We start from the raw sequence: 15621 nt of genomic DNA, 5'->3' as shown, positions 1-15621 counted from the left end.
AACGCACCGCGCTTCACGCACCGCGGCGGCGCCCGAAGCGCATGCACGAAGTGCAGTTTGCACCGCGCGAGTGCGATTCGCTGCGATCGGTTGCGGCTTTCTCTCCCGGCATTTCGCGTCCGGCCAGCCTGCATCGCGATATTCCCGTCACTGGTATGAAAGTTGCAAACATCTCGCTCGTCGGGCTAATGGCGGCCTGACGATCACGCCATGTCGAACCGTGGCGGCCGATCACGTGGATAACAGCGTCCGCGCCAGGCACTCGCATGTCGAGCGAGTGCCTGGCGCGTTTTTTTTGCACGTCCAACTTTGCGAGCGCACACCATGGCCTACCTCATGCCCAACGAATTCGTCACCAGGATGGTCGACGCCGGTGAATCGAAGCTGTCGATGTCGACCCGCGATACGCTGATTCGCGCGTACATGGCGGGCGCGATCCTCGCGCTCGCAGCCGCCTTCGCGGTCAGCATCACCATCAACACCGGCAACGCACTGGCCGGTTCGCTGCTGTTTCCGGTGGGATTCTGCATGCTGTACCTGCTCGGCTTCGACCTGCTCACCGGCGTCTTCACGCTCGCGCCGCTCGCGGTGATCGATCGCCGGCCCGGCGCGACCTGGGGGGGCGTGTTCCGCAACTGGACGTTGGTGTTCTTCGGCAATTTCGCGGGCGCGCTGACGGTCGCGCTGTTCATGGCGATCATCTTCACATTCGGCTTTTCGGAAGCGCCGAACGCGATCGGACAGAAGATCGGCGGCATCGGCGAAGCACGCACGCTCGGTTATGCGGCGCACGGCGCCGCCGGCATGCTCACGCTGTTCGTGCGCGGCGTGATGTGCAACTGGATGGTGTCGACCGGCGTGGTCGCCGCGATGATGTCGACGTCCGTACCCGGCAAGGTGATCGCGATGTGGATGCCGATCCTCGTGTTCTTCTACATGGGCTTCGAGCACTCGGTCGTGAACATGTTCCTGTTCCCGTCCGGACTGATGCTCGGCGCCCACTTCACGATCGTCGACTATCTGCTGTGGAACGAGATCCCGACGGTACTCGGCAACTTGGTCGGCGGGCTGGTGTTCGTCGGCGCGGCGCTGTACAGCACGCACTACAAGACCGCACCGAAACGCGCGCACGCTTCGCCGGTGGGTGTCGTCGCGCGCAAGGCCTGATCGCGCTGCGCAAGCCGCGACCGAACGTTGGCGAGGCGCTGAAACGTGCGACGGGGCGCGAGAGCTTCACGTCGGCGGATGCGCCGGAGGTGATCTCCGACGCGATCACGGTCACGCCGACGAGCCTTGCCGCGCGCCGCCCGGTCGTTGGGGCGTTGCCCCACACTCCGCATCATCCGGCCTCGTCCGATAGTGCGACAGGCGCTTCGCCTTGACTGCCGCGCTGCGCGGTGGACTCGTGGCTGCGACGGAAAGCGATGTCGGCCCCGAGCGCATGGAGAATCGATCGACCCTTTTTCGTCAGATGCGCGCGTCGGCGGCCGGGGGCGCCATGTTCCAGCATGACGAGTTGCCGTTCGAGCAGCGCATCGAGTTCGGCGCGATTCATGTCGAGCTGATCCGGCGCTTGGTACACCAGCATCAGTGTCGCGAATTCGTGCGGGCTCAGCATGGCCGCCTCCCGTCGCGCACGGAAGTGCCGCCAGCAGGCGTAGCGCCGAAAAACGAAACATGGTGCAGCACGCGTCCAGGTGTGGCGACCCGGCGCCGCGGCGGCTTCGGTCGGCCGATCTGGGCCGTCCGGTCCACGCCGCGCAGCGCGAACGGCTTGCGCGCTCCGCGTACCCGCGCGCCGATCGGCGCGAAGCGCCCGGTGCCGTTGCGCACCATCCGCAGGCCGGCCGGCAGACCCTTGATGACGCGGACGACGCGTCGTGGTCGGCGGCCGACCTCCGGCAGCCGATCGAAGAGAAAGAAAGGATCGTTCATGATTCGCTCCCGGTTGAACCTCGCACGGAGGACGAACCGGACTACGCGCTCCAGTTCGTCGATCCGCGAAGGTCTCGCTGACAAACAAATCGAAACACGCAGCGCGTTAGCCGCAGCTGCTCGAGCGTTACCAAAATAGGATGGGCCGCGCGGATTTCAAGCGCCCGTTGCACAACGATTCTCGCGGCCCGGAGCGGCGACCGTCGAGGCCGTGTTGCCGCTCTTGACCGGGCATCGCGAGACGTTCGCCGACCGGCAGAACGCGGTGCCCGGCGTGAAACATTTTGTTACATATGTGCTTTTATCCCCCTCTTGAAGCGCGCTCCCTGCGCCACTATTTCGCTTTTCGCCAATCGACGGCACGCCGGTGCAGCGCAGCCCTTGCGCGGACATGCGCCGACGGATTCCCTTTTCCAGGTGATCTCATCGCTCAGGAGATGAAAATGCAGATTCGTCCCCTCTACGACCGGGTTATCGTCAAGCGAATCGAACAGCAACGGACGACGGCCTCCGGCATCGTGATTCCCGATTCGGCCGCCGAACGGCCCGAGCAGGGTGAAGTGATTGCAGTCGGCAGCGGCCGGCTGCTGCAGGACGGCTCGCAGCGCCCGCTGCAGCTCCAGGTCGGCGACCAGGTTCTCTTCGGCAAATATGCAGGCCAGACCGTGAAGGTGAACGGCGAGGAGCTGCTCGTCATGCGCGAAGAGGACGTCATGGGCGTACTCGAACCCGAATCGCAGCCCGCCAGGAAAGCGGCCTGATTGCCGATTCGACCGCGTCGCACGGGTGTCTGCCCGATGCGCGCGGCATCCCGTTCAACGACTGTATCCGGAGCAAGAAAAATGAGTGCAAAAGACGTGAAATTCCGCGACGGCGCACGCCAGCAGATCGTCAAGGGCGTGAACGTGCTGGCCGACGCGGTGAAGGTGACGCTCGGGCCGAAGGGCCGCAACGTCGTGATCGAACGCGGCTTCGGCGCGCCCGTGATCACGAAGGACGGCGTGTCGGTCGCGAAGGAAATCGAGCTGAAGGACCGCTTCGAGAACATGGGTGCGCAGATCGTCAAGCAGGTCGCGTCCAAGACGGCCGACGTGGCCGGCGACGGGACGACCACGGCCACCGTGCTCGCGCAGGCGATCGTGCAGGAAGGCATGAAGCACGTCGCGGCCGGCATGAATCCGATGGATCTGAAACGCGGCATCGACAAGGCGGTCGGCGCGGTGCTCGACGAGCTGCGCAAGCTGTCCCGGCCGATTTCGACGCACAAGGAAATCGCGCAGGTCGGCGCGATTTCCGCGAACTCGGACGAGGCGATCGGCAAGATCATTGCCGATGCGATGGAGAAGGTCGGCAAGGACGGCGTGATCACCGTCGAGGACGGCAAGTCGCTCGAGAACGAACTCGACGTGGTCGAAGGCATGCAGTTCGATCGCGGCTACGTGAGCCCGTACTTCATCAACGATCCGGCGAAGCAGGCGGCCTATCTCGACGACGCGCTGATTCTGCTGCACGACAAGAAGATCTCCAGTGTCCGCGACCTCCTGCCGATCCTCGAAGCGGCGTCCAAGGCCGGCAAGCCGCTGCTGATCGTGGCGGAGGACGTCGAGGCCGAAGCGCTCGCGACGCTCGTCGTGAACTCGATGCGCGGCATCCTGAAGGTGGCCGCCGTCAAGGCGCCGGGCTTCGGCGACCGGCGCAAGGCCATGCTGGAGGATCTCGCGATCCTGACCGGCGCGACGGTCATCTCGGAGGAAACCGGCAAGCAGCTCGACAAGGCCACGCTCGAGGATCTCGGTAGTGCGAAGCGTGTCGAGGTGCGCAAGGACGATACGATCATCATCGACGGCGCGGGCGATGCGGCACGTATCGAGGCGCGCGTGAAGTCGATTCGCGTGCAGATCGACGAAGCGACGAGCGACTACGATCGCGAAAAGCTGCAGGAGCGTGTCGCGAAGCTCGCGGGCGGCGTGGCGGTGATCAAGGTCGGCGCGGTCACCGAGGTCGAAATGAAGGAGAAGAAGGACCGTGTCGACGATGCGCTGCATGCGACGCGTGCAGCGGTCGAGGAGGGCATCGTGCCGGGCGGCGGCGTCGCGCTGCTGCGTGCGCGCGCGGCGCTGTCGGACATCCGGGGCGCGAATGCGGATCAGGACGCCGGCATCCGGATCGTGCTGCGCGCGCTGGAGGCGCCGCTGCGCGTCATCGCGGCCAACGCGGGCGACGAACCGTCGGTCGTGGTCTCGAAGGTGCTCGAAGGCAAGGGGAATTTCGGCTACAACGCGGCGACCGGCGAGTACGGCGATCTGGTGGATGCAGGCGTGGTCGACCCGACCAAGGTCACGCGTACCGCGCTGCAGAACGCCGCGTCGATCGCGAGCCTGGTGCTGACGACCGATGCGACCGTCGCGCAAGCGCCGAAAGAGGACAGCGCCGAGTCGGCCCCCGCGCCCGAACTCGGCTACTGACCTGCGTCGCAGGCTCGCCTGCGATCGCCGAACAGCCGCTGGCCGGAGCGGCTTTTGCCGGCGCGCGCGACAGTGGGGGCGCGCCGCGCCGCTTTTTCGTGTTTGCGAGACCGACCATGAAGCTCGAACTCTCGATCGATTCCAGGCCGCTGAGCGTCGAACTCGACGACGTCATCGCCGGCCTGCTCGCCGCGCGGCTCGGCCTGTCTCCGGACGGCGACCATCGCGGCACGATCGGCCGCTACCTCGGCGACGCGGCGGGGCCGTGGACGCTGGATGACGACCATATGCGCAAGCGCGTGATGCGCCGCCTGATTCTCGACATCGCCGACCCGACGCTGGTCATCCAGTATCTGATGGCGGACCAGGGTGACCAGACCGGGCCGGGGGAAACGGGCGCGTGATACGCGCCGGCGGGCGTCCGTTCAGGCACCGTCCGGCTTGCCCGGCTTGCCGCCCTGAGGGGCCGGCGGGCCCGCGCCGAGTTCGGCACCCGTCACCGGGTCGCTGTTCGGATCGGATGCGAGTCGCTGCGCCATCGCTTCGATGGCCTGCGCCTGCTGCGCGTCGAGCATGCCTTCCGGAATTCCGCTGCCGCCATCGACCGCCGGCTCGGCGGGGCGGATTTCGAGTTCGCCGCCGTGGTTCCACGGTCCGACCAGCGGCGCCGCGTCCGGCTGCATCCGGAAGTACACGTGATCGTACGGCGCCTTCGGCGGCAGCTTGCCCGGCGGGAAGTTCGCGGTGATCGCGTACAGCGCCTTCTCGAACGACATCTGGTGCGACACCTCGCGCGTCATCAGGAAGCCGAGCGCGTCGCGAATATCCGGGTCGTCGGTCACGTTGATCAGCCGCTCGTAGATGATCTTCGCGCGTGCCTCGGCCGCGATGTTCGAGCGCAGGTCGGCCGTCGGTTCGCCGATGGTGTCGATGTACGCGGCCGACCACGGCACGCCGCCCGAATTGGTCAACGGCGCGCCCGCGCCGTACAGCACCTGGGTCACGTGGCTGTCGTTGCCCGCGCCGTGCAGCTTGCGGTACAGCTCGGCCTGTTCGTCGACCGCTTCGGCCAGTTCGCCCTTGGCGCCGCGGTTGAGCATCGCGGCCATCGAGCCAATCACTTCGAGGTGGCTCAACTCCTCGGTCGCGATATCGAGCAGCATGTCCTTGCGGCCGGGGTCTTCCTCGGTGATCGCCTGCGTGAAATAGCGCATCGCGGCGGCGAGTTCGCCCTGCGGGCCGCCGAACTGCTCGAGCAGCAGGTTGGCGAGCCCGGGATTCGGCGCGCCGACACGCACCGTGTACTGAAGCCGTGTGTTGTGGATGAACATGGCATCTCCGTGGAAAGGGTTGCGCGGGATTCGCCGTGTCGAACCAGCATGAATCGATCCCGTGGCCGGCCGGAAGATTCCGCGTATGCGCGATGCCGGCCGTTGCCGGATTTTCAAGCGGTTGTCATTTGTCCGCACGACGGCCCGGCACGATGTCGGTCGCGTTCGTCGTCGGAACGCGCGCGATTCGATGTCGGTGCTCGCGATCAGCACAGGTCGTGCTGTCCGTCGCGGTGGCGGTGAAGGGCGTTTTGCCGACAGGTCGACCGGCGCCGGCCGGCCCGCCGGGTCATCGCGCTTTCAGCATTTCGTCCGCGAGGCGATAGGCGCTCACCGCGCGCTTCGATTCGTAGTCGGCGATCGTCGACACGTTGCGCCCGGCGTCGCGCGACAGCAATCCTTGCAGCGCGGCGGCGGCGAAGAAATCGCGCAGGTCCGGCGTCGCGGATTTGGGCTCGGGCGGCGCGGCTTCGACGAGCGGCCCCGCTTTCCAGAAAACGGGCGACGGCGTGGCTGCCTTGGAGACGGCAGCGGTTTGCTTGATGCTCACATCCTGGGAAAACGGCGTCATTTCTTCTTCCCCTTCGATCACGTATCTGTTGGCGAAGCAGCGTAACGTCCCCGACTGCATGAGCGAGCATTGTCTGGTCTTGTTTTGAGCGGTACTCACCGCTTGATCGACGCGAATATTCGCCGGTAATCCGGCATTCGTCAAAGAAAATAAATTGGATCCGGCTGGTCGACGCAGGAGCATGATTCGTTCCCGGTCTCGTTCGAGGGAAGCATCGCGTTTTCGCGCACCGAGGAGCAGAGTATGTCGGCACGGATGACGTTCCGGTGACGCCTCCGTGCGTGGGCGCGATGGTCCGTGCGCGACATCCTGGCCGCGATCGCAGCCTCCCGTCAGGGGGCGGTCGCGCGCCTGGCGGTGCCGTACAATGCGCACGGAAGCACAGAGGGAAGTATCGTGAGCGCGATCATGGGATGACCGGACGAGGGCGATGCGACCCGGTATCGATCGGCGGCCGGCACACGACGCCCCGCAACACCATCAGGAGAATTCAATGGCACGGCAAGCGCCTGCGCACAAGGAGCGGCCTCCGTCACCCGCCACGTTGAAGAGCGATCTGTCGTTTCCGGTAGTGGGCATCGGTGCGTCGGCAGGCGGCACGACGGCCTTGCAGACCTTTTTCGAGAGCGCGCCGACGGGCATGGACATGGCGTTCGTCGTCGTCGTCCATCTCGCGCCGGAACAGGTCAGTCATATGGACGCGGTCCTGCAGCGCACGACGGGCATGCCGGTGCATCAGGTGACGTCCACGGTACCGATCGAAAAAAACCATATCTACGTGATCGCACCGGGCATGCAACTCGAGATGTCGGACGGTTGCCTGCGCTGCCACGGTCGGGATCCGTCCGACGAAGTCCCGTTCACGATCGACCACTTCTTCCGGACGCTGGCGGACGCGCACGACTGGCGCGCGATCGGCATCGTGATGTCCGGCACCGGCTCCGACGGCGCGGCGGGCTTGAGCCGCATCAAGGAGGCAGGCGGCATCACGCTCGCGCAGACGCCAGATGACGCCGAGTACGCGGAGATGCCGCAGCACGCGATTGCCCTCGCGCGTGTCGATATCGTGCTGCCGGCGGCCGAGATGCCGCAACGGTTGCTCGAACTCTGGTCGAATGCGCGCCGCATCGAACAGCAAGGCCTCGAATTCGCGCAGTCGCTGCACAGCGTCGATCGGCCGACGGTCAACGATCCCGAGCGGGCGCTGTCCGACATTCTGATGCACCTGCGGGTGCGCACCGGCCACGATTTCCGGCTGTACAAGCGGGCGACCGTGCTGAGGCGCATCGAGCGGCGCATGCAGGTCAACGGGCAACGCGATCTGCTCGCGTACCGGGATTTCCTGCGGGCCGCGCCCGAAGAAGCGAACGCGCTGCTGGCGGACATGCTGATCGGCGTGACCCAGTTCTTCCGCGATCGCGAGGCCTTCGATTTCCTCGAACGGGAAGTGATCGGCTCGTTGTTCGCGTCGGAGTCCGGCGAGGATCAGGTGCGCGTGTGGGTGGCCGGATGCGCGACGGGCGAAGAGGCGTACTCGATCTCGCTGTTGCTGACGCGGGCGCGCGAGGCGGCGATGTCGAGCCAGGCCATCCAGGTATTCGCGACCGATATCGATGAAGCGGCGATCGTCCGTGCGCGAACGGGCTCCTACCCGCTTTCGATCGCCAGCGACGTGCCGGCCGCGCTGCTGCAGCGGTATTTCACGCGGGACGGCGCGCACTACGTGATCGCCAAGGCGGTGCGCGAGCGCATTCTGTTCGCCGCGCACAGCCTGCTGCGCGATCCGCCGTTCTCGCATCTCGACCTGATCTCGTGCCGCAACGTGCTGATCTATCTGGAACGGGCGGTGCAGCGGCAAATCCTGGAGCTGTTCCATTTCGCGTTGCGTCCCAACGGCTACCTGTTCCTCGGCACCGCGGAATCGGCCGACGCGGCGGACGATCTGTTTGTCGTCGTGGACAAGAAACGCCGGATCTACCGCGCACGCGTGGTCACGCATCGCGCGAAGCCGGCCACGGGCTTTCCGCCGCTGTTCCAGGTCGAATCCGGCGCGACCGACGAGCGGGCCGCGCCGCAGCCCCCGCTGCGGGTGCCGGCCAGCCCGGCGCAACGCAACTTCTCCTATGCGGAGCTCCATCAGCGCGCGCTCGAAACGTATTCGCCGCCGAGCGTCATCATCGACAAGGAATCGAACGTCGTTCATCTGTCGGATAACGCCGGCCGGTTCCTCAGGCATGTCGGCGGCGAACTGTCCAGCAACATCATGACGCTGGTGCTGCCCGATCTGCGGCTCGACTTGCGCACGGCGATTTTCCGTGCGCTGCAAACGGGCATGAGCGTGGAGGCGCGCCGGGTGAAGTGGGTCCACGACGGCAGCGTGTCGTGGATCAACATGACGGTCAGGCCGTTTCACGACAAGGTCGCGAATGCGGAATTCCTTCTCGTCGTGTTCGACGAGGTGGCCGGCCGCATGACCGACGAGGACCAGGTCGAGACGAGCGGGCAGGATCCGGTTCTGGCGCAGCTCGAACAGGAGCTGCAGCACAGCCGCGAGCAACTCGCGACGATCATCGAGCAGTACGAAACGTCCGTCGAGGAATTGAAGGCGTCGAACGAGGAGTTGCAGGCGATCAACGAAGAGCTGCGCTCCACGAGCGAGGAGCTGGAAAGCAGCAAGGAAGAACTGCAATCGGTCAACGAGGAGCTGACCACGGCCAATGCCGAAATGCAGGCAAGGATCGAAGACACCGCGAAGGCGAACGACGACCTGCACAACATCATCGCGTCGAGCGAGATCGCGACCGTGTTCGTCGACAAGGAAATCCGGGTCAAGCGGTTTACGCCCAACGCCACCGCGATTTTCAACCTGATCGATACGGACCTGGGCAGGTCGCTGTTCCACATCACCCACGCGCTGCGGTATCCGACGCTGGCCGACGATGTCCGGCAGTCGTTCCAGTCGCTGCGGTTGATCGAGCGCGAGATCGAGAGCGAGGCCGGCCGGTGGTACCTGATGCGGTTGCTGCCCTATCGGACGGCCGACGATCACATCGACGGCGCGGTGATCACGCTCATCGACATCACCGACCGTCATCACGCGGAAGAGGCGGCGCGGGCAGGCGAGCAGCGCCTGCGTCTGGTCGCTCAATCGACCAAGGACTACGCGATCATCATCCAGGACAGCAACGGGTCCATCGTAAGCTGGAACGCCGGTGCGGAACGCATATTCGGCTATACGGAAGACGAGATGATCGGTCAGGACGTGGAACTGATCTACGAGCCGAACGACCGGCAGGCGCTCGTGCCGATGCGCGAGCGCGAGGTCGCGACCCGCGAAGGCCGCGCGGACGACGAGCGCTGGCACCGGACCAAGGACGGGCGGCGGATCTTCTGTAGCGGCGTCGTCACGCCGATTTCCGATACGTCGTTCAGCGGCTTCGCGAAGATCGTGCGCGACATGACGCAGCGCAAGCAGAGCGACGATGCGAATCGCGAAGCGCTCGCGCGGGAACAGGCGGCACGCGAGCAGGCGCTCAGTTCGAACCAGCTGAAGGACGAGTTCATCGCCGTGCTGTCCCACGAGCTGAGGCATCCGCTCAACCTGATCGGCGTGAAGTCGGAAATGCTGCCGCGCCTGCCGGAGACGCGCGACATTCCCGCCGTGCGGGAAGCCGCGGATTCGATCCGGCAGGCCGTGCGCGCCCAGGCCCAGATCATCGACGATCTGCTCGACCTGTCGCGCATCCAGACCGGCAAGCTTGCACTCGAGCTGGACCGGGTCGACCTGACGGCGATATTGCGCAGCATCGCGGACACCTGCGAGTTCGACGTGCACGCGCGCGGCCTGGTGCTGAGAACGGAGTTGCCGGCCGAGCCGGCTATCGCGCTCGCCGATCCGGTGCGATGCGAGCAGATCTTCTGGAACCTGATGTCCAACGCGCTCAAGTACACGCAGCCGCACGGCGAGATCGTCGTGCGTCTCGCGCACGAGGGCACCATGCTGCGTGTCGACGTCGTCGACGACGGGCAGGGAATCGACGGCGATACGCTTCCGCATGTCTTCGACATGTTCCGGCAAGCGCCGCGCGACCGGACCCGGGGCGGTCTCGGCATCGGCCTGGCCCTCGTTCGGCAGCTCGTGGAAATGCACGGCGGCCGGATCACCGCGGCCTCCGATGGGCCGGGGTCCGGCACCACGATGACGGTATGGCTGCCGGCGGCATCGGACCATCGCGCCGTGTCTTCCGACCACGGCGTGCCGGAGGGCAATATCGCCGGCCTTCGCGTGCTGCTGGTCGAGGACGACCGGGAAACGGCGCTGTCGCTCACGACGTTGCTGGAACTCGCGGGGGCGGTGGTCACGATCGCGGAAAGCGGGGGCGAGGCGCTGGAGAGGCTGCCCGGGACGCCCGTCGACGCCATCGTGTCCGACATCGGGCTTCCCGACATGGATGGCTACGAGTTGATTCGCCGGGTCAAGGCCGAACCGCGCTGGGCCGATCTCCGTACCGTGGCGCTGACGGGCCGAAATCGCCAGGACGATGTCCGGGCCGCGGCGGAGGCCGGTTTCGACAGCCATCTGTCCAAACCGCTGGATTTCGGGATGTTGCTCGCGGCACTCGGCGACGTGAACAGGCCCTAGCGACGGCCCGCGCATTGCCGGTCGGCGCTTTGCCGTGACCGCCATTCGACCCGTATTACGCCGTCTGCGACCGCCCGTGACGGGATCGCGGTTCAGGAACCCGGCTTGCGGCTGTGTCCGCAAAGGGGGGGGCACCATGGATCGTCGAGATATCGTCGTCATTGCATCGTCCCGAGGCGGTCTCCCGGTCCTCCGGACGTTGGTGGCCGGCATCGCCGCGGATTTTCCGGTGCCGATTTGCATCGTGCAGCACATTGGTCGACATCGGACGATCTTGCCCGAGCTGTTGTCGCGATGGGGCAGGCTGGATGCAAGCGAGGCGCGACACGGGGAACCGCCGCAAGCCGGCAGAATTTACGTGGCGCCGCCAGACAGGCACATGATCGTGCGCGACGGCGATCTCCGGCTGCTCGATACGGCCGCCGAGAACTTCGCCCGGCCGGCCGCCGATCCGCTGTTCCGGTCGGCCGCACGCGAATACGGCGCCGGCGCGATCGGGGTGGTGCTCAGCGGCGACCTCGATGACGGCGCGGCCGGCCTCGCGGCGATTCGCGCGAGAGGCGGGTACGGTATCGTTCAGGATCCCGACGAATGCGAAGCGCCGTCGATGCCGCGCAGCGCGCTGGCCGCGGCGGGCGCCGATGCGGTCGCACGGGCCGGAGAACTGCCGCGGGCCATCCATGCAGCGGTCCATGGCGCACGTGCGAAGGAGCAGCGAACGATGGCAGACTTGCGCGACCTGGATCACGAGAGCCGGATTGCCGAGGGCGGCCTCGCCGCCCCCGGGCTTCTCGACGAAATCGGCACGCGTTCGGCGCTCACGTGCCCCAGTTGCAACGGCGTGCTCTGGCGCATGCGCGACGATCGTCCGTTGCGATACCGATGCCATACCGGGCACGCGTTCTCCGCGCTTTCTCTCGGCGACGCGCAGGCGCGGACAGCGGAGGATGCGATATGGGCGGCGATCCGCGCGGTTCACGAACGCATGATTTTTGCGCGCGAGCGCCAGGAATGGGCGCGCCGCACGGGTAACGCCGAGGACGTCGCGATCGAACAGGCCCGCATCGACGAGAACCAGCGGCTCGCGGACATGCTGCGCCATGCAGTCGGCACCGCGATAAGCCGCGGCGAACTGAAGTGAGCGCAACGCGCGGCATCCACGCTGCCGGTTTCATCCCGGCACGAACACGCCCATCGCCGCGATCGCCATCGCGAGCGTCGCGATCCATCCGCCCCACGCAAGCGCGCCTCTGACGGCAAACTCGCCCATGACCCGTCTGCTTCTCGCCATCAGCATCATCACGACCATGATCGGCACGGCGCTCACGCCGTTGATGACGGCGCTCCAGTAAAGCGCGCGGATCGGGTCGAAATGCGTGAACGTAAACGCGATTCCGCCGACGATCGCCAACACGATCACCGCATAGAATTCGGGCGCGACACCCAACTGCAGCGCGAGACTGTTGCGCCAGCGGAACGTGCCCGCGGCCGCATAGGCGGCCGATCCCGCGAGCACCGGCAGCGCCAGCAGGCCGGTGCCGACGATGCCGAGCGCGAACAGCACGTACGCGAAGCGACCGGCGAGCGGCTCGAGCGCCCGCGCGGCATCCGCCGACGTTTTCACGTCGATGTGATGCGCGTGGAGCGTGGCCGCTGCCGTCAGCACGATGAAGAAGGCAATCGCGTTCGAGACGCCCATGCCGAACCACGTATCGAAGTTGATCCGGCGCAACTGGGCGGGCGCCTGACGCGGTACGCGCCGCAGCGGTCGCTGGTTCGGCGCGGCGCGCAACTCTTCGACTTCCTGCGACGCTTGCCAGAAAAACAGATACGGGCTGATGGTCGTGCCGAGCACGGCGACGACCGTGGTCAGGTAAGCGGCGCTCAACTGCGCATGCGGCTGCACGATCGCGCGACCGACATCGGCCCAGTTGACCGGCACGATGAGGGCGACCGCGACATAGGCCAGCAACGTCAGCGCAGTCCATTTGAGCAGGCGCGCGTAGCGGTCGTAGGGGACGAAAACCTGCAGCACGACCGACACGCCGCCGAGGCACACGATGTAGAGCTGCTGCGGGCCGGGCAGCAGCAAGTTGACGGCCGCGCCCATCGCCGACAGGTCGGCCGCGATGTTGATCACGTTGGCCGCGATCAGCAGCACGACCGTCCCGTACAGCAGCCAACGCGGGTAGTGCGCGCGCATGTTGGACGCGAGGCCTTTGCCCGTCACGCGGCCGATTCGCGCGCTGACCAGCTGGATGGCCGTCATCAACGGGTACGTCAGCAGCAGCGCCCACAGCAGTTCGAAGCCGAATTGCGCGCCCGCCTGAGAGTACGTGCCGATGCCGGAAGGATCGTCGTCCGCCGCGCCGGTGATCAGGCCGGGGCCGAGACGCCGCACCCACGTGACCGCGTTCGGAGCCGGTTCCGTCGGTTCGGGCTGCAGAAAATCGTTGTCGTTCATGATGGCGGGCCTCCCGGGAATGCAGCAGGCGCAATCGCCGTGCCTGCCCGAGCGGCGTCTCGCGCCGAGGGCCCACACGTCCATCATGGCCCGTTCGGCTTCGCCATATCGCCTGCGTCGACCTTGATCGCGTGTTCCTTCGACATCAACGGGCGCTGGCCATGCTTCCGCCGCCGATGCACAACTTCACGCGCGCCGGTTCGTTTGCATCGAGTCCGGACACGTAGTCCGGGCCATGCCACCCCGCGCGATCATGGAACGGAATGAACCAGGACGAGCAGAACGCCGACGTGGGGATCGGGCAGCGGGCGCGGATGTCGAGCCGCCGCGCGGAGAACGGGTAGTCTTCGATATCGGTTGCACCCGCATCGAATCGCTTGCGGCGGGTGACCGGCGTGACGGCGTAGCGGAGAGGGACGCGGTCGGCCCGCGGCGTTCTGTCGAGCGACGCCAGGTCTTCCGACGTGTACGCAACGATCGTGAGGCCGTTCCGGTCCCGCTGCCGGATTGCGTATCGACTGACGTTCACGGGCTTGCAGCCGGCACATGCGATTGCCGCGCGACGTACGTTACGTCGGGTTGCCGGCGCCGTCCGCGGGCGGTGCCGCCGCGTGCATCGCCTGTTCGAGAAGGGCATGCGCGGCTTGCCACGCGCGCGCGGCCGCCGCCGAATCGTTGAACGCCCGCGCTTCGACCGTGGCGCCGTCCAGCAGCATCATGAAGACGGTCGCCAGCCGGTTGGCGGTGTCGGCCGGCACGAGGGCCTCCTCGATCAGTTCGGCGATCCATTCGACCATCTTGCGGCGATAGCGGATCGCGACATCCGAGATCGGCGCATAAGCGGTGCCGAATTCGGCGAGCGCACGCTCGAACAGGCAGCCGGCAAATTCCGGTGTGCGAAACCACGCGGCATACCAGTCGAAGATGGTCTTGACGCGCTCGACCGGATCGACGACGTGCTGCAACTGCGCATCGATGCTGCCGACGATCAGGTCGTAGCGCTGGACCAGCACTTCGCGGATGAGCTCGTCCTTGCTCGCAAAATGCCGGTACAGCGTCATCCGGGCGACCCCGGAATCGTCGATGATCCAGTCCACGCCCACCGGGTGAAATCCGTGCTTCGAGAACAGTTCGGTCGCTTTGTCTACCACCAGCTGGCGTTTGTTGGCTCGCACGAACGGCTTCCTCCTCGATATTTCAGCAGCATAGACCGATTATTCTAGCATCGGGCTGCGCGATGGAGCCGGCCTCGTGGCTCCGGACGAGGGCATTGCCGCCGCCGCGATATTCGCTTTCGAGGGATTATCAAGTTATCTTGACTATTAGATAGACCGATATGTATCATTTGAACCCTGTAAGCGTCGATCGATATTGCGTGGGTTAAAGAGACGGAATGGCGGGTAGTGTCCCCGTTTTCCGCCGTCTGCCGCATCAGACGCTGCAACGATGTTTCAAGCCGAAAAGAGAACCTGAGAGAGCCTTGGCATGCGGGCGGGCCGGCGAGCGGTCTTCGCGGCGCCCCGCACCGGCCGGGGGCATGCTCGCGGACGAACGCGCGAAGCAACACGGCGCCAATGAAACGTGAGGAAAGTACCCATGTATCGCCGTTTACTCGCACCGGGGCTGCTGTTGCTGCTGGCCGCGTGCGCGCAGGATCCGTCGGTGACCGCCGGCACGGTACGGATCTGCGACGACACAGGATGTTCCGATCGACCTAAAGATCAGGTCTCCTATCAAAAAAGGGACGACGCGGAAGACCGCGAGGATCCGCGCATCGCCGCGCTCAAGCAAACCGCGAAGACCCAGCCGAAGGCTGCCTACGACCTCGGCCTGCGCTATTTCCGCGGCGACGGCGTGCGCCAGGACAGCTACCAGGCGCTCAAGTGGATGCGCGAGGCCGCCGAGCGCGGCGACCTGAACGCGCAGAAGGCGCTCGGCAGTTTCTACCTGTTCGGCCTCGAGGAAATGGGCTCGGATGCGCGCGAAGCGGAGAAGTGGCTGTCGATCGCGGCCGGCCGCGGCGACAAGGAATCGAAGAAGCTGCTCGAGCTCGCGCGCAAGGCGAAGAAGGAAGACGAAGAAGACTGGAAATGGCGCACGCAGTGGCGTGACGTTTATTACGGCTACTGGTACTCGGGCTATCCGTACTACGGCGTCTGGCAGCAGACGTACTGGTACTACTGACCGGGCATCGGGCAACGGGGGCAGCCGCG

General features: G+C 65.9%; 15 protein-coding genes. 8 read left to right on the top strand and 7 right to left on the bottom strand.

Going from position 1 to position 15621, the window contains the following annotated elements:
- The first annotated feature begins 41 nt into the window (after positions 1 to 41).
- Positions 42 to 200 (top strand): hypothetical protein, encoded by a 159-nt coding sequence (locus HWX62_RS32930; protein WP_208458657.1) that lies wholly within the window; start codon positions 42 to 44, stop codon positions 198 to 200.
- 124 nt (positions 201 to 324) lie between these two features.
- Positions 325 to 1167, top strand: coding sequence for a formate/nitrite transporter family protein (locus tag HWX62_RS32215; RefSeq protein ID WP_175933127.1), 843 nt, complete (start codon positions 325 to 327; stop codon positions 1165 to 1167).
- A gap of 172 nt (positions 1168 to 1339) precedes the next feature.
- Here HWX62_RS32215 and HWX62_RS32210 read toward each other — a convergent pair whose 3' ends face one another.
- Together HWX62_RS32210 and HWX62_RS32205 are read right to left on the bottom strand one after the other, a co-directional pair.
- A complete protein-coding gene (locus tag HWX62_RS32210) occupies positions 1340 to 1618 on the bottom strand; it encodes a hypothetical protein (RefSeq protein WP_175933125.1) in 279 nt (92 codons plus the stop codon).
- Complete coding sequence (locus tag HWX62_RS32205; protein ID WP_175933123.1) at positions 1612 to 1935, bottom strand: hypothetical protein; 324 nt, start codon at positions 1933 to 1935, stop codon at positions 1612 to 1614. Before HWX62_RS32205 ends, HWX62_RS32210 begins: the two co-directional genes overlap by 7 nt.
- Before the next feature lie 443 nt (positions 1936 to 2378).
- Between HWX62_RS32205 and HWX62_RS32200 the strand changes: the two genes are divergently transcribed.
- From HWX62_RS32200 to HWX62_RS32190, 3 genes are all read left to right on the top strand, one after another.
- On the top strand, positions 2379 to 2696 hold the full coding sequence (locus HWX62_RS32200) for a co-chaperone GroES (RefSeq protein ID WP_175933121.1): 318 nt from the start codon (positions 2379 to 2381) through the stop codon (positions 2694 to 2696).
- A gap of 81 nt (positions 2697 to 2777) precedes the next feature.
- Positions 2778 to 4400 carry a chaperonin GroEL gene (gene groL, locus HWX62_RS32195; protein ID WP_175933119.1) on the top strand — a complete coding sequence of 541 codons (1623 nt, stop codon included), beginning with the start codon at positions 2778 to 2780 and terminating at the stop codon, positions 4398 to 4400.
- 116 nt (positions 4401 to 4516) lie between these two features.
- A complete protein-coding gene (locus tag HWX62_RS32190) occupies positions 4517 to 4804 on the top strand; it encodes a hypothetical protein (protein WP_175933118.1) in 288 nt (95 codons plus the stop codon).
- A gap of 21 nt (positions 4805 to 4825) precedes the next feature.
- Here the strand turns inward: HWX62_RS32190 and HWX62_RS32185 are convergent, their stop codons facing one another.
- Positions 4826 to 5731: a manganese catalase family protein gene (locus HWX62_RS32185; RefSeq protein ID WP_175933117.1), complete on the bottom strand. Its 906-nt coding sequence runs from the start codon at positions 5729 to 5731 to the stop codon at positions 4826 to 4828.
- A gap of 289 nt (positions 5732 to 6020) precedes the next feature.
- Positions 6021 to 6302, bottom strand: a complete 282-nt coding sequence (locus HWX62_RS33355) for a hypothetical protein (RefSeq protein WP_059578822.1) — start codon at positions 6300 to 6302, stop codon at positions 6021 to 6023.
- Positions 6303 to 6795: 493 nt separating this feature from the next.
- On the opposite strand from HWX62_RS33355, the gene HWX62_RS32175 reads away from it, so the two are divergent.
- Both HWX62_RS32175 and HWX62_RS32170 read left to right on the top strand, forming a co-directional pair.
- A complete protein-coding gene (locus tag HWX62_RS32175) occupies positions 6796 to 10944 on the top strand; it encodes a CheR family methyltransferase (RefSeq protein WP_175933116.1) in 4149 nt (1382 codons plus the stop codon).
- A 136-nt stretch (positions 10945 to 11080) separates the two neighbouring features.
- Complete coding sequence (locus tag HWX62_RS32170; RefSeq protein WP_175933115.1) at positions 11081 to 12085, top strand: chemotaxis protein CheB; 1005 nt, start codon at positions 11081 to 11083, stop codon at positions 12083 to 12085.
- Positions 12086 to 12115: 30 nt separating this feature from the next.
- Here HWX62_RS32170 and HWX62_RS32165 read toward each other — a convergent pair whose 3' ends face one another.
- From HWX62_RS32165 to HWX62_RS32155, 3 genes are all read right to left on the bottom strand, one after another.
- The gene (locus HWX62_RS32165; RefSeq protein ID WP_175933114.1) at positions 12116 to 13408 is read right to left on the bottom strand and encodes an Nramp family divalent metal transporter; all 1293 of its coding nucleotides are present in this window, start codon (positions 13406 to 13408) and stop codon (positions 12116 to 12118) included.
- 145 nt (positions 13409 to 13553) lie between these two features.
- Positions 13554 to 13937, bottom strand: coding sequence for a hypothetical protein (locus HWX62_RS32160; protein WP_244136130.1), 384 nt, complete (start codon positions 13935 to 13937; stop codon positions 13554 to 13556).
- A 40-nt stretch (positions 13938 to 13977) separates the two neighbouring features.
- Entirely contained in the window at positions 13978 to 14583 is a 606-nt protein-coding gene (locus HWX62_RS32155; RefSeq protein WP_175933113.1) for a TetR/AcrR family transcriptional regulator, read from the bottom strand.
- A gap of 421 nt (positions 14584 to 15004) precedes the next feature.
- Here HWX62_RS32155 and HWX62_RS32150 point away from each other — a divergent pair, with 421 nt between their 5' ends.
- Positions 15005 to 15592: an SEL1-like repeat protein gene (locus HWX62_RS32150; RefSeq protein ID WP_175933112.1), complete on the top strand. Its 588-nt coding sequence runs from the start codon at positions 15005 to 15007 to the stop codon at positions 15590 to 15592.
- Positions 15593 to 15621: the final 29 nt, after the last annotated feature.

The sequence above is a fragment of the Burkholderia sp. BCC0506 genome (genome assembly GCF_902833145.1).
GTDB lineage: Bacteria > Pseudomonadota > Gammaproteobacteria > Burkholderiales > Burkholderiaceae > Burkholderia.
Note: the sequence above shows the minus strand (reverse complement) of the source record. Positions and strands in the feature narration are given on the sequence as shown.